At 69.5% G+C, this 13104-nt stretch carries 12 protein-coding genes and 1 pseudogene; 4 read left to right on the top strand and 9 right to left on the bottom strand.

Annotated elements, in window-relative coordinates; translation table 11 throughout:
* Nucleotides 1-36: 36 nt before the first annotated feature.
* The 5 genes from ACFYWL_RS21680 to ACFYWL_RS21700 form a co-directional block, all read right to left on the bottom strand.
* Entirely contained in the window at nucleotides 37-486 is a 450-nt protein-coding gene (locus ACFYWL_RS21680; protein ID WP_386975389.1) for a GNAT family N-acetyltransferase, read from the bottom strand.
* 35 nt (nucleotides 487-521) lie between these two features.
* Entirely contained in the window at nucleotides 522-1085 is a 564-nt protein-coding gene (locus ACFYWL_RS21685) for a dihydrofolate reductase family protein (RefSeq protein WP_386975391.1), read from the bottom strand.
* A gap of 18 nt (nucleotides 1086-1103) precedes the next feature.
* On the bottom strand, nucleotides 1104-1577 hold the full coding sequence (locus ACFYWL_RS21690; RefSeq protein WP_386975393.1) for an SRPBCC domain-containing protein: 474 nt from the start codon (nucleotides 1575-1577) through the stop codon (nucleotides 1104-1106).
* Nucleotides 1574-1948, bottom strand: a complete 375-nt coding sequence (locus ACFYWL_RS21695) for an ArsR/SmtB family transcription factor (RefSeq protein WP_386975395.1) — start codon at nucleotides 1946-1948, stop codon at nucleotides 1574-1576. The genes ACFYWL_RS21690 and ACFYWL_RS21695 overlap by 4 nt, the downstream gene beginning before the upstream one ends.
* A 314-nt stretch (nucleotides 1949-2262) precedes the next feature.
* On the bottom strand, nucleotides 2263-3675 hold the full coding sequence (locus tag ACFYWL_RS21700; protein ID WP_386975397.1) for an FG-GAP-like repeat-containing protein: 1413 nt from the start codon (nucleotides 3673-3675) through the stop codon (nucleotides 2263-2265).
* A 526-nt stretch (nucleotides 3676-4201) separates the two neighbouring features.
* On the opposite strand from ACFYWL_RS21700, the pseudogene ACFYWL_RS21705 reads away from it, so the two are divergent.
* Nucleotides 4202-4426: pseudogene (locus ACFYWL_RS21705) on the top strand (helix-turn-helix domain-containing protein); the annotation flags it as partial.
* Nucleotides 4427-4455: 29 nt separating this feature from the next.
* On the top strand, nucleotides 4456-5757 hold the full coding sequence (locus ACFYWL_RS21710; protein ID WP_386975399.1) for a WD40 repeat domain-containing protein: 1302 nt from the start codon (nucleotides 4456-4458) through the stop codon (nucleotides 5755-5757).
* Between the two features lie 658 nt (nucleotides 5758-6415).
* Here ACFYWL_RS21710 and ACFYWL_RS21715 read toward each other — a convergent pair.
* Both ACFYWL_RS21715 and ACFYWL_RS21720 read right to left on the bottom strand, forming a co-directional pair.
* Nucleotides 6416-7396: a GlxA family transcriptional regulator gene (locus tag ACFYWL_RS21715; RefSeq protein WP_386975401.1), complete on the bottom strand. Its 981-nt coding sequence runs from the start codon at nucleotides 7394-7396 to the stop codon at nucleotides 6416-6418.
* Nucleotides 7386-8102, bottom strand: coding sequence for a DJ-1/PfpI family protein (locus ACFYWL_RS21720; protein ID WP_386975403.1), 717 nt, complete (start codon nucleotides 8100-8102; stop codon nucleotides 7386-7388). Before ACFYWL_RS21720 ends, ACFYWL_RS21715 begins: the two co-directional genes overlap by 11 nt.
* A 291-nt stretch (nucleotides 8103-8393) precedes the next feature.
* Here ACFYWL_RS21720 and ACFYWL_RS21725 point away from each other — a divergent pair, with 291 nt between their 5' ends.
* Nucleotides 8394-8921, top strand: coding sequence for a hypothetical protein (locus ACFYWL_RS21725; protein WP_386975405.1), 528 nt, complete (start codon nucleotides 8394-8396; stop codon nucleotides 8919-8921).
* A gap of 71 nt (nucleotides 8922-8992) precedes the next feature.
* Nucleotides 8993-9901 carry a methyltransferase domain-containing protein gene (locus ACFYWL_RS21730; RefSeq protein ID WP_386975407.1) on the top strand — a complete coding sequence of 303 codons (909 nt, stop codon included), beginning with the start codon at nucleotides 8993-8995 and terminating at the stop codon, nucleotides 9899-9901.
* 250 nt (nucleotides 9902-10151) lie between these two features.
* Here ACFYWL_RS21730 and ACFYWL_RS21735 read toward each other — a convergent pair whose 3' ends face one another.
* A complete protein-coding gene (locus ACFYWL_RS21735) occupies nucleotides 10152-11147 on the bottom strand; it encodes a peptidoglycan-binding protein (protein ID WP_386975409.1) in 996 nt (331 codons plus the stop codon).
* Between the two features lie 35 nt (nucleotides 11148-11182).
* The gene (locus ACFYWL_RS21740; RefSeq protein WP_386975411.1) at nucleotides 11183-13057 is read right to left on the bottom strand and encodes a hypothetical protein; all 1875 of its coding nucleotides are present in this window, start codon (nucleotides 13055-13057) and stop codon (nucleotides 11183-11185) included.
* Nucleotides 13058-13104: the final 47 nt, after the last annotated feature.

Genomic DNA, 13104 nt, shown 5'->3' on the forward strand with positions numbered 1-13104 from the left:
CTCCGCTGCGCGGCGACGCGCGGCACCGCCGAGCCGTCACTGTGCTGCCGGCTCACGCAGCACCTTCCTCAGATAGACCGCCGACTCCTCGTACCCCAAGGCGACGTAGAACGGGGCCGCCCGGCGGGTGGCAAGCGTGACCAGGCGGCAATTGCGGCTCACCGCCCACCGTTCGAACGCACTCATCAAGATGCGGCCGATACCGCGCCCACGGAACTCGGGCTGCACCAGGATTTCCTCCACGACGGCGACCGGCCCGTTCGCGTAGAAGGTGAGGTGGTCCATGCCGATGAGGTAGCCGAGTACGGCATCGCCATCGACGGCAAGCAGCAGACGAGCCTGATCTGTGTTCACCAGGTTGGCATAGCTGGCGTCGAACCGTGTCCGGGAGAACGGAAACGATTGTGCGAGCTGACTTGCGAGATTGGCTACCGCCGCGGCGTCGCTGCTGGTGGCACGCCTCACCGAGACCGACAGATCATCCACCGTCGAATGGCCCGGCGATGGGACTGGGCTCTCGTTCACTGCCCGAGTACCCGGTAACGCAGGTGCACGACGCCGTTTCGAAAGCGGCGCTCCTCGAGAAGCTCAAGATCCGCGCGCGAACCGGTCGGCAGCCCCGGCTTGCCTCCGCCGACGATGATGGGCAGGACGAACATCTGGCACTCATCGACCAGCCCGGCCTGGAATGCCTGCGCCGCGAGGTTGGCGCCTCCCACGGTGAGATCGCTGCTGGCCGTGGCCTTCAATTTCCGTACCGCGGCGGGGTCGAAACGCCGCTCAATTCGGGTGTCGGCAGTTGACGCCGCGGCGAGGGTCGTGGAGTAGACCACCTTGTTCGCCGCCTTCCACGTGTTCGAGAAATCGGCCAGGAGGTCGGACTGCGCGGCCAGAGAGGCATCGGTCTCCCAGACGGCCATCGACTCGTAGAGGCGTCGGCCGTAGAGGAACGTGCCCACGGACCGTAAGAGGTCGGTCTGGACCGCGAATACCTCGTCGTCGATGGGAAACCAGGCGAATGCGCCGCGCTCGTCCTCGATGTAGCCGTCGAGTGACATGTTGTTGACGTAGATCAGCTTCGCCACAGCGCTACCTTTCGAAGATCATTTCACTGGCTGAACATTGCTCAGCATGGTGGCGAGCTTGGCGAACGCTTGGCGCCAACCCTCCTCGGCCGGGTGCGCCAGATGCTCAGGGAGCCACTGGCGGATCTCCAGCCGCGTCCGTGCGTCAGCCTCGTCGTGGAACTCGACCCGCAGTCTCGTCTCGAACGGCCCGAAGCCCTCCGGCAGCCGGCCACTGACGCGCATAACACCTTCGAGCAGTTCGCTGTCGGCGACCTCGGTGAGGTCGATGTGGACGTGCACGCGCAGCCCGGGGTGGGTTGGATTGACCTCCACCCACCGCAGGTAGCCGCCCGGTCGTACGTCGAAGTCGATATCGTCGCGCGGCAGCAAGTTACCGGTCGGACCCCACCACGACGCAAGGTGGTCGGGATCGGTGAATGCCTGATAGACGAGCGTGCGGGGCGCGTTGAACACCCGCGAGATGGCGAGCTGCGGCGCTTGCGTTCTCATTTGACGTCCCCGGGGTTGGCGGTCGTCTGGTCCGTCGCCTGTTCAGCGGCCTGCATTGCGGCGAGGTGAGCATCGAGGCGCGTGAGGGACGACTCCCAGAAGCGTCGGTATCGCTCGATCCAGTCGGCCGCCTCACGCAACGGGGCAGCTTCGAGGCGACTCGCGCGCCACTTGCCCGATTGTGACCGTGAGATGAGCGCGGCGCCCTCGAGCACCTTCAGGTGCCGTGACACCGCGGGCATCGAGATCGACAACGGGGCGGTGAGCTCGGTGACCGTGGCGTCGCCTTCGGCCAACTTAGCGATGATCGCCCGCCGAGTTGGATCGGCCAGCGCCGCGAACACCGTGCTGAGCTGGTCGGTTCCCGCCATCGGAAGCTCCTGTCACTTAACTATGACGTTAAGCGTATAGGCCGCGAGGGACGTCGTCAACGATCAGACGCTGGACCGGAGCGGCCCTGCCAGCCGCCCAAGCGCCTCGGAAGCGGGTCAAGGCCATTCCGCGGCAAGCGATGGGTCCACTCTTGCCGCCGTCCGTGGCGACGCTCGTACCCGAGCCTGATCGCCGATCTGACCGTGGCGCCCGCGCCCTGACCGGCTGACCCGGCACCCGAGGCGGACGGTCGTGCAGTGCCTAGCCGACGCCGACGCGCCCAGCCTCCGGCTGGGCGCGTCAACTGACGATGTCAGACGATGCTGTTGAAGCCGCTCCAGCCGCTGCCGATCTGCTTGCTGGCCGAGTATGGAACGCCGTTGTCGCGGACGATGTTGTTGGCGTACAGCAGCAGGGTGCCGTCGGTGGTGCGGGCGACCAGGTCGGTGAAGCCGTCACCGGTCACGTCGGCGCCGACCAGGGTGTCGAAGCCGCTCCAGCCGCTGCCGATCTGCTTGCTGGCCGAGTAGGGGACGCCGTTGTCGCGGACGATGTTGTTGGCGTACAGCCAGAGGGTGCCGTCGGGCTTGCGGGCGACCAGGTCGGTGAAGCCGTCACCGGTCACGTCGGCGCCGACGAGCGTGTCGAAGCCGCTCCAGCCGCTGCCGATCTGCCGGGCCGAGGCGCTGCTGTACGGCACGCCGTTGTCGCGGACAATGTTGTTCGGGTACAGCCAGAGGGTGCCATCCGTCCTGCGGGCGACCAGGTCGGTGAAGCCGTCACCGGTCACGTCCGCACCGACGATGCGGTCGACGTTGTCCCAGCCGCTGCCGATCTGCCGCGCCGAGGCACTGCTGTACGGCACGCCGTCGTCGCGGACGATGTTGTTCGGGTAGAGGAACATGGTGCCGTCCGGCTTCACGAGGATCAGGTCGGTGAAGCCGTCACCGGTGGCGTCGGCGTTGACGATCCGCTCGGAGGTGCCCCAGCCGCTGCCGATCTGCCGCGCCGAGGCGCTGCTGTACGGCACGCCGTTGTCGCGCTCGATGTTGTTCGCGTACAGCCACAGGGTGCCGTCGGTCTTGCGGGCCACCAGATCGTGGTAACTGTCGCCGGTCACGTCGGCCACTCCGGGGTCCTTCACGGGTGGCTGGTTGGCCGTGGTGATGTTGTTGTACCGCCGTGCGACGTAGTTGCTCGCCGGGTGGGAGTCGATGAGACCGTCCCCACCCCCCGTCAGCGTCTCCGTGGCCATCTTCACCGGCGTGGAGCCGAAGGCGTAGTACTCGAAGGCGCCCGCCGACTGGTCGGTCCAACGCTTGAAGAGGATGACGTGCTCGTTCGCGGAGTTCAGGATGTCACCCGGCTGGAGGTCACTCTTACTGATCTGCGTCGACACCGTGTACATGTTGTAGGTCGTCTTCGACATCGAGAGGTGCCAGGCCATCGAGACGAACCCCGAGCAGTCCCTGCGGTAGTCCTTGCCGTTCTCGTCGGGGTAGTAGCCACTTTGGCTGTAGTTGATACTGCTGCGATTGTCGTACCAGTACTTCGCACGACTGAGCACCTCGGTCGGCGTGATCGCCCCACCCACGCTGGAGGCGGCGAAGGCCGTCTCGGGTGTGCTCGCCAGCACAGTGGCGACGCCCCCAGAGAGGCCGGCCCCGACGGCGAGTGCCACGCCGAGCGCCATCATGGACAGGCGACGAATCGCGTTCTTCCGCATAGTGTCCTTTCGGATCAGTTCCGTTTCCACAGGAGGATCGTCCGGCCGCCAATCCGTGAAGGTGGCGGTCGGCGAGCTGCAGAAAGTCGAGTGGGTGAGGCGCGGGTCAGAGGATCTGCCACGAGCCGAGACGATGGATTCCCGCTACGAGAAGCACCGTCACTTAACCGGTCCGTTAAGTGTATTGGCGTTCAGGCAGTGTTGTCAATGACCAGACGTCGGAACCGGATCACGCCTGCCAGCAGCAGCCAAGCGCTGCCGAACAACCTGCGACAAGACGATGCCCGTCACGCGCGCCGAGGAACGGGCACCGCACGAACACATCTCTCCGTCGCCGCGGTTGCCTCGTGGCACTTCGAGCCGCCACCGTCACCAGCACCGACCTCAGCGCAGTACCGGCGTCCACCTTGATGACGCGGATGAGGTGGCGACCACCGCCACGGCGGAACCGGGCGGCGCGGCCAGAGGCGGGATCGAGGTGGGCATCGTCCTACCCCTCTGGCTGACCGACCAGGAAGGGTAGAAACTGCGGCAGATCGTCCACCGCGGCAGTACGAGTTCGGTGCGCTACCGGCGCGCGATGATGCTGCTGGCCTCGGCCGGCGGGAACCCGGTGCCAGTGATCGCCCAACTGGTGCAGGCCGACGAGGACACCGTCCGCGACGTCATCCACCGGTTCAACGAGATCGGCCTGGCCTGCCTGGACCCTCGGTGGGCGGGAGGCCGTCCCGGCCTGCTCAACCGTGACGACTGTCCGGCCGCATCACTAGGGTTTCGGCCATGAGTGACGACGTTCATATGACCGCTTCGGCATCGGATCCGTCGGGGCGGAAGGGGTGGTGGACGGACCTGCGATGGCTGGTGAACGCTGATCCGGAGCGGGTTCTGGGGTTGCTGGCTTCCGATGCGGATTCCGATGCGGATTCCGATGCGGATTCCGATGCGCGACTGATGGCTGCGGTTTACCGGGCGTCGGTGGACGTACACCGGGACGTGCCACCGTGGGTGCGGAGGCAGCTGCTGGCCCTGGACGCGGCTCGGTACGGGGACCGGGAGTTGTCGGCACAGATTGCCGCCGTGTCGGTGGAGGAGGTCGACGCCGAGCCATGGCGGGTGCTGTGGTCCACCGGCGCGCAGAGTGACAAGCACTTCCAGATGAGCCCGTCCGGTCACACCGGCGGTGTCGACGCGGTGGTGACAACCTTCTCGGACGGCCGCCACGTCGTGGTCACCGGCAGCAAGGACCAGACGGTCCGGGTGCGGGACCTTGAGACCGGCCAACCGGTCGGCGGGCCCATGAGCGACCTCAACGGCAGAGTGTGGGCGGTGGCGACAAAGGTCGTGGACGGTCGGCCGTACGTCGTCACGGCCAGCGACTGGGCGGTACTCGCGTGGGACCTGGCCACCCGACAGCAGACGGGCGAGCTGCCGGGGATCAACGGCGAGGTGTGGTGTCTGGGCACGGCTGTCGTCCAGGGGCGACCGTGTGCGCTCGCCAGCGACGACGACGTGTCCGTGCGGGTCTGGGATCTGGCCAGTGGGGAACAGGTCGGCGAACTCACCGGACACGACGACTTCCTGATGGCCATCGACACGCTGGTGATCGATGACAGGCCCCATGCGGTGGGCTGTATGAGCGGCGGCAAGGTCTGGCAGTGGGACCTGACCACCGGACAACCGGTCGCCGAGCCCCTGCCGGGCCACGACGGCGAGGTGTGGGCAGTCGCGACAGCGGCCGTCGACGGCAGAGCCCACGCGATCACGGCAGGTTACGACGCCACCGTGCGCGTGTGGGACCTGGTCATGGGACGGGAAGTCGGCAGGCTGGTCGGCCACGAAGGCACCGTGTCCGCGGTGGTGACCGCGGTGATCGGTGGAGAACTCCGGGTCGTCACCGGTGGCTCGGATGGAGCGGTGTGGCTGTGGGAGCTGGCCGCCGGGCGGCAGATCGGCCGGGAGCTGGTGTTTCCCGCACCAGTTCATGCGCTGACCGTGACCCCGGAAGGCTCGCTCGTGGTGGGCTTCGGCGGCGACGTCGCGGTCCTGTCCCTGAATGCCGACCCTGACTCTACGGGACCGTGAGCCGTTGGTGCTGTGACCGGATGGTTGCCGGTTCCGCCCCGGCGATGAGGACAGAACGCAGCCAGCGGCTGCGCAACCCGGCGAACCTACGCGGTCAGAGCACTAGCTAGTCAGGCATGCCGTAGTCACGGCTGCCGTCCTCGTTCCGTCGAGAATCGCGCGTCCGACGCCGCACAGCCAGGGCAGCAGCAAGACCGACGCTGGCAGCGATCAGCTGCACCAAGCTGTTGGCCAAGTTGACGAGCTCAGCCAGTGTGTGAGGGATACCCACCGCAGCCTCCGAGGTCGGTTCCTCCCGCGCGCTGTGCGGCGCGCGGACCCCCGCAAGGCCCGATGGAAGTCTCGCTCCACGGGCAACTGTGCCTAGTGTGCCAGACCCTGGCAAGGTTTCGGGCCATCGGGCTCATGGCCAGAGCGCCTGCTCGGTGCGCCGGGCACGCTGGGCGAGGTCGGTGGTGCCGGCGAGGACGTCGTGGTGGTGGACCATGGCGTGCGCCACCGAGCGGCGGTGGCTGAGCGGTCTGCGCCAACGGTGCGCGTGGTCGAACAACGTCCGGTACGGTTCGCGGACGTCACAAGTCGGGCACGGTAGCCAGCAGGCCGGCATTCGATGGGTGGACGGTCCTGGAGAACATCGACGGGCGTCGGCCGGTGGAGTTCACGGCCAGGCGGGGTGATCGTCGTCGCCGAAGCCACGCCGGTAACGGTCCGGGCTGGTATGCAGGGCGCGTTGGAAGTGGGCGCGCAGGGCGGTCGCCGAGCCGTGACCGCTGCGCTCGGCGACGGCCGGCACGGGCAGATCGGTGGTTTCCAGGAGCCGGCGGGCCAGGTGCAGGCGGCGGCTCTGGAGCCAGGCCAGGGGCGTGGTGCCGGTCTGTTCACGGAAGCGGCGGGTGAGCGTGCGTGTGCCCAGCCGGGCGTGGCGGGCGATGTCGGCGACCGTCAGCGGTTCGGCGGCGTGCTCGTCCAGCCAGGCCAACGTAGGTGCCAGTGTCCCGGTGGTGCCTGCCGGGACATGGTCGACGAACTGGGCCTGGTCGCCGTCGCGGCTCGGCGCCATGACAACGAAACCGGCTGTACGGGCGGCGACGGCTGCGCCATGGTCGCGGCGTACCAGGTGCAGGCACAGGTCCAGGCCAGCCGCGACCCCGGCCGAGGTGAAGACCCGGCCGTCACCGGTGAACAGCGACGCCGCGTCCACCTCGACCGTCGGGTGCCGGCGGCGCAGATCGGCCGCGGCCCACCAGTGGGTGGTGGCGCGGCGTCCGTCGAGGAGCCCGGCTTGGGCGAGGACGAACGCCCCGGTGCAAATCGAGACGGTACGCGCGCCACGTGCGGCCGCTGCCCGCAGCACGTCGAGCACCGCCTTCGGCGCCTGCCAGGGCATGGCCACGCCGGGCACGACGATGGTGTCGGCGTCGCGGGCCGCGTCCAGGTCGTACGGTGCCTCGATCCGGTAGTGGCTGATCCCGGACACGCTGGTCCGCACGGCCCGGCGCTGGCCGCAGACCCGGATCTCATACGGGTAGCCGCCGTCGGCCAGCCGCGTGCTGCCGAAGACCTGGCACGGGACGGCGAGATCGAACCCGACCACGCCGTCGAGCGCCAGCACCGCGACGACGTGAGAATCAGCGGCCACGGACCGTCCATACGGTGCCCCGCGGCTCGAACTCGAGGACACCGGCGATCATCACGGCGAAGTCCGGCCCGAACTCGCGGGCCAGCACGTGCAACGCAAGGTCGATGCCGGAGGTGCTGCCGGCCGAGGTGATCAGGTCGCCGTCGTCGACTACCCGGGCGTCCTTGAGCACCGCGCCGCTGTCGGCGAGCTGGTCGCGCACCGTGTGGTGGGTGTTGCACGGCCGTCCGCGGGTGAGGCCGGCGGCGGCCAGCAGCAGTGCTCCTGTGCAGACTGAGCTGATCACCAGGCCGCGGCGGGCGGCCGCCGCGATGCTGCGCGGCAGCTGGCCCTTCTTGATCTCGTGGGCCACGCCGGGCTCGTCGGGGCCGGTGGGTCCGCCGCCGGGTACGAGCAGCAGATCGGTGTCGTTGGTCGACCATCCCTGGCTGACGACAACCTTGGTGCCGCCGAGGGCGTTGACCGTCCGGGGAACCGTGCCGGTGACGTAGTCGACGGTGACGGCTCCGCCGCTGGCGAAACCGGCGATCGTGAATGCCTCGTTCGGCCCGATGAAGTCCTGCTCGGCCACACCATCGAAGAGCACCATCCGCACCCGGAAGGGCCGGCTCGGCGACCACCGGCCCTTCGCGGTCGCCGCTGCAGCAAGGACAGTCGTGGTGAGGGTGCCAGCGGCGGCGGCACTGAGAATGGTTCTGCGTTGCATGCGAGAACTCCTGAGGTCGGTGGTGTGACCAGTTCACCCGCCGGACCGCCGCCGGGAAAGTGGCCTGAGCTCACGCCGGCTACGAAGTTCCCCACCCGGACCGTCCGATCAAACGACGCTGACAACCGAGGGTCGATCAAGCTTCCCGCCGGTCTTGCCGGGCGCCAGCCGTGCCCGTCGATCGCTGGCCGATCTACCAGTGGTGACGCAATTCACTCATGTGACACCATCCGTCGCATGACGAGGCCCTTGACGCCGTCGCACCGCTCCCGAGGCCAGGTCTGGGCAAGTATGCTCGCCTTCCTGAGCGCGGCCATGGGCATCGCTGCGGCGGTAGTCGCCGCCATTGTGATCGGATCAATCAACGAGCGGTTCGATCGCATCACCGGCAGTCCTCCCACGGGGCCGATGACGTTCGCTGCGGTCATCACCGTCATCGTGAGTCTGCTCATGATCACCTTTGGGATGTGGTGCTACCTCGCAGGCTCGCGCACCGAGTCAACGGTCGTGACCGCCGGCTGGGCGCTGTTCTCGATCGTGCTGTGCACCGCCTGCATCACGCCGGGGTGGTTCACCGGCGCCTTCCTCTACGCGGATCCTGGCGGCTCCGGCCGCTACAGATACATGGCCTTCGTCGAGCTAATCCCGAGCTGGCTTTCCACCACCTCACTCGCGTTGGCCATCGGCAAGGTGGTGACGTTCTTCGCCGCGGCGATACTGCTGTCGGCGACGCACTCACGAGCCGGCCGGCCGCCCCGGCTGCACCGCCCGCTCCGGCTGTCCCGCCGCCCGCTCGGGGGTAAAGCTACGGACCTTTGACAGCAGCCATCAAGAGGACGTCATCCCGTGTCGCGCTGACACAGCACACGGCCGGGCGTAAGGATGTGGGCATGAGTCCGTCGCAGCCCGTCGTTGATCCCGTGCCCGAGCCGGACACGACCGTGGGCGGGCCGGTGAATACCGCTGGCGCTCGGTCCAGGCCCCCATCGCCGGACGCCCCCGCGTCCTCCCCGGATCACCGCTACCTGCTCGACAACGCCCGGGTGGAGGCGGGCGAGCGGTTCACCTGGCTGGCCGAACTGTTCGACGGCGCCACGCGTGGACACTTCGACCGGCTCGGAATCAGGGCGGGCTGGCGCTGCTGGGAAGTCGGTGCCGGAGGCCCCAGCATTCCCGAGGCACTCGCCACGGCCGTCGGACCAACCGGTTACGTGCTGGCCACGGACATCAATCCGGCCTGGTTGGACCCGCGCGGCGGGTACGAGGTGCTCCGGCACGACGTCGTCGGGGACCCGCCGCCGCAGCCAGGCACGTTCGACCTGGTACACGCGCGGCTCGTGCTCGTTCACGTGCCCGACCGCGCCCGGGCGTTGGCGACGATGGTGGCGGCGCTGCGGCCCGGCGGTTGGCTGTTGGTGGAGGATGCCGACACCGAGCTGCAGCCGCTGGCCTGCCTCGATGAGGTCGGCCCGGCGCAGCGGCGCGCCAACCGGCTGCGGCGCGCCGTCCGGGAGTTGATGACCCGCCGCGGCGCCGATCTACGCTACGGCCGTACGCTCCCACGGGCGTTGCGCGCGGCGGGCCTGGTCGATGTCACGGCGGCCGGCTGCTTCCCGGTCGGCGGGGTAGCCTGCGACCGGCTGGAGTCCGCGACGGTGCGCATGGTCCGCGCCGAGTTGCTCGCCGCAGGGCTGGCCAACGACGTCGAGATCGACACGCACTTGGCCGCCGTCGACGCCGGCGAGCTCGACCTCACCCTCGCGCCGCTGATCTCGGCATGGGGACGCCGCCCGGGCTAAGCAGGCTGCCTGAAGTCCCGCAGGTAACTGGGTGGCAGCACGGAGCGGCCGACCTGCCGGCCACCACACCGCCGCGTTCGCCCAGCGAGACGGACGCCACCGCGGCACGAGTACCCGCTGGACTGGAAGGAACCGGATCGTCACCGGGCCCTTCCAGTCCAGAAGCTCACGTAGTCGCGTGACGGCGCGGCCATCCAGGTCGCGAACTGTGGCGGCGGCTGACGCACCGGGCCTTCGTCCACCGCGCCGATCAGTAGCTGACCGCGACCTTCATCTGCCGCCAGGTCTGCGGGCCGACCACCCCGTCGACCGTGATCCCGCGCATGCCCTGGTACCACCGCACGCCGCTCTCCGTCCGCGCGTCGAAGTCGCCGGTCGCGCGGCCACACCGGTGCTCCCCCACGAACCGCTGGACGAAGGCCACGTCGTCGCCGCTCATCCCCCGGCGCAGGGTACGCGAGCCCGGCTTCCGGCTCGGCGGCGTCGGCGCGGGTGGTGTGGTCGCCGCGCGCAGGGCGGCCACCGTGAGCAACCCCACGACGCCGTCCACCGCCAGCTTCCGAGCCTGCTGGAAGGTGCGCACCCACGACTCGGTGGCGGCCCCGAAGTCACCGTCGACCGCCAGCCTGGCGCCCAGCCGGTTGGCGGTGGCCTGCAGCTCCCGAACGTCGCCGCCCCGGTCACCGCGCCGCAGCACCCGATCACCGAGCTTCGGCACCGGTGCCGCCACGATCCCCCAGCTCCGGTCACTTCGCTCCAGGGCCGGCTGGTGGCTGACGCTGACGTGCAGGTGCTTGTCGTGCGGGTTGCTGCCGGTGTATCGCGCCGGGGCGAACCCCCGGCTCCGGCTCCAGATCGTCCGATCGAAGATCACGTACTGGGTGGACGGGTGGGCGATGCACTTGCGGATCACCAGCGCCGGGTCGATGCCGTCGCGGTCGATGTCGAGCGCGTTGACCGAGCGGTTGTCCGTGTCCGGGTTGTGGTCGGAGGTGCCGGCCCGGTGGGCGGCATCACCGATCCAGCCGTCCGAGGCACGGTCCCGGTGCGGCCAGCGCCGGTCGACCTCGTCGCGCAGCAGCCGCAGCGTCGGCGCCAGGTGGTACGCCGCGAGCGCGGGCGGTTCCGGTGGCGGCTCCTCCTCGGCGGCGAAGAGGTCGTACTCGACCGCCTCCCCGATTCGGCTCTCCGGATCGTCGTCCTCCGGGATCGGGCCCCCGTCGACCTGATCGATCACCGTGTCCATCTCGTACTCCTCTCGTGCTGGCCGCCGGTGCGGCGTCATGCGGCGGTGGGGGTGCCCGGCGCGGCGGCGGGCGTCGGGTCGGTGTCGGTTGGGGCTGCCGGGCGGGCGTGCTGCGTCGCGGGCACCTCGACCGCCAACGGTTCGAGGTCGGCGCGGATCGCCGAGACCTGCCAGTAGAAGGCGTGCGACGCCTTCGAACCGTCGACGGTGCGGACCCGGAACTCGCCAGCGACGACCCGCGACGCCGCCAGCGGCGACACCGGCTCGTCGTCCTCGAAGACCGGGGTGAGCTGGACGGTCCGGCCCTCCAGCCGGGTCAGCGCCTCGAAGTACCGGGGCAGGTCGACGGTGGCGACGCCATCGACGAGCCGCCCCTCGCCCCGGTAGTAGACGCCGTTCTCGGGGCCCTCCAGCGCGGCGTGCACCAGCAGCCGGCGGTCCGGATCGGCCGGGTCGTCGAGCGGGTGGTCGATGACGAACTGCTTCGTCCGGCCCACGATCTTGCCGGTGCCGGCCTCCAGCGAGATCGGGTACGGGCCGCCGGCCGGCCCGGCGTAGATCGCCCCGGAGACGAACAGGTCGAAGGTGCTGATGCCCCCGCCGCTCCAGTCGGGAATCGAGTTCGGGCTCGACTTCACCCCGAGCCGGCCGTTGACCTGGAGGTCACCACCGACATGGCCCCGCTTCTCCACCCACAGGCAGCCCGTATCCGGCGCGGAGCCGCCGCCGTACCCGATGTACACGCCCGCGTTGTTGAGCAGGTACAGCCGCTCGGGGCCGCTCAGGTGCAGCCGTCCGGCACCGGCGAGATAGCCCTTGTCGGGAAGGTTGACGGTCCCGGCCACCCCGAGCGTGCCCTGCACGGTCAGGTCCCCGCTGGCACCGGACTCCTTGACCACGACCAGTCCGGCACCGGCCCTGAGCGCCACCTGGCCGTCGCTGACCAGGCTCAGCCCGCCGCGCCCGCGGACCCGGGCGGCGCGCAGCTCCTGCAGCTCCAGGTCCGCGTACGGCTGGCTGTGCAGCGGGTAGCCCAACCCGGGGGCGGTGCTGCTGCGGTCGACCAGCTCGAAGCCCCGGCCGGCCCGGAAGGAGAGCTGCGCGTGCTGGACGTTCGGCCCCCAGAAACCGAGGCCGGTGACCACCTGGTCGGCCTTGACGTAGGTGCCGTCCAGGCTGCCCAGGTGCAGCATGCCCTGGCTGATCCGCAGCCGGTCCGCGCCGGCCTGGTGAAAGGCGATCGCGTCGTCGGGATCGTTGTTGTTGCCGATCTGCAGGATGGTGTTCTCGCCTGCCGCCGCCCAGTAGCGGATGAACGCCTCGTCGCCCACCCCGCCGCCCGGGTTCGCCGGGAACTGGATGCCGGCCGACGGCGAGTTGCCGAGGGCCGGCACGATCGCCCCGACCGGCATCCGCAGCCCGGCGACCAGCCGGCCGGTGCTCTGCACGGTCACCACGCCCTGGTTGCTGACCACCTGGCCGAGCACGATGGTGCGCCCCGGGTCGGCCGGCGGGGTGCTGGCCAGCTCCACCCGGCCCTCCTCGGTCCACCGGGTCTCGCCGGCCACCCCGCCCTCGTTGCGCCGGTCGGTCAGCGTCTCCAGGTAGCGCAGGGTGACCTGAAAGGTGCCGTCGCCGGGCGGGCTCACCCGCCGGCTGGCGGGCACCACGATGAGCAGCCCGTCGGCGTCGACGGCCACGCCCTCGGCGACCGTGACGTCGCTGCCGGTCGCGCTCAGCTCCAGGCCGCTGACCACACCTACCGGTTGCCGCAGCCGGGCGGTGAGGTGCTGCCGGGACAGCAGGTAGTCCACCGCCTGAGCCAGGTCGGCGGCCCGCAGGTACTGGTGGTCGTAGTAGCGGGGCCGGGCCATCGGCAGCGGCAGGTTGTTCTTCCAGTTGATCGTCATCGGTTTCTCCGCGGGAGTTCGAGGTCGGTTGATACGGTCGGGGCTTC

The organism is Micromonospora sp. NPDC002575, from assembly GCF_042889525.1.
GTDB classification, from domain to species: Bacteria; Actinomycetota; Actinomycetes; order Mycobacteriales; family Micromonosporaceae; genus Micromonospora; species Micromonospora carbonacea.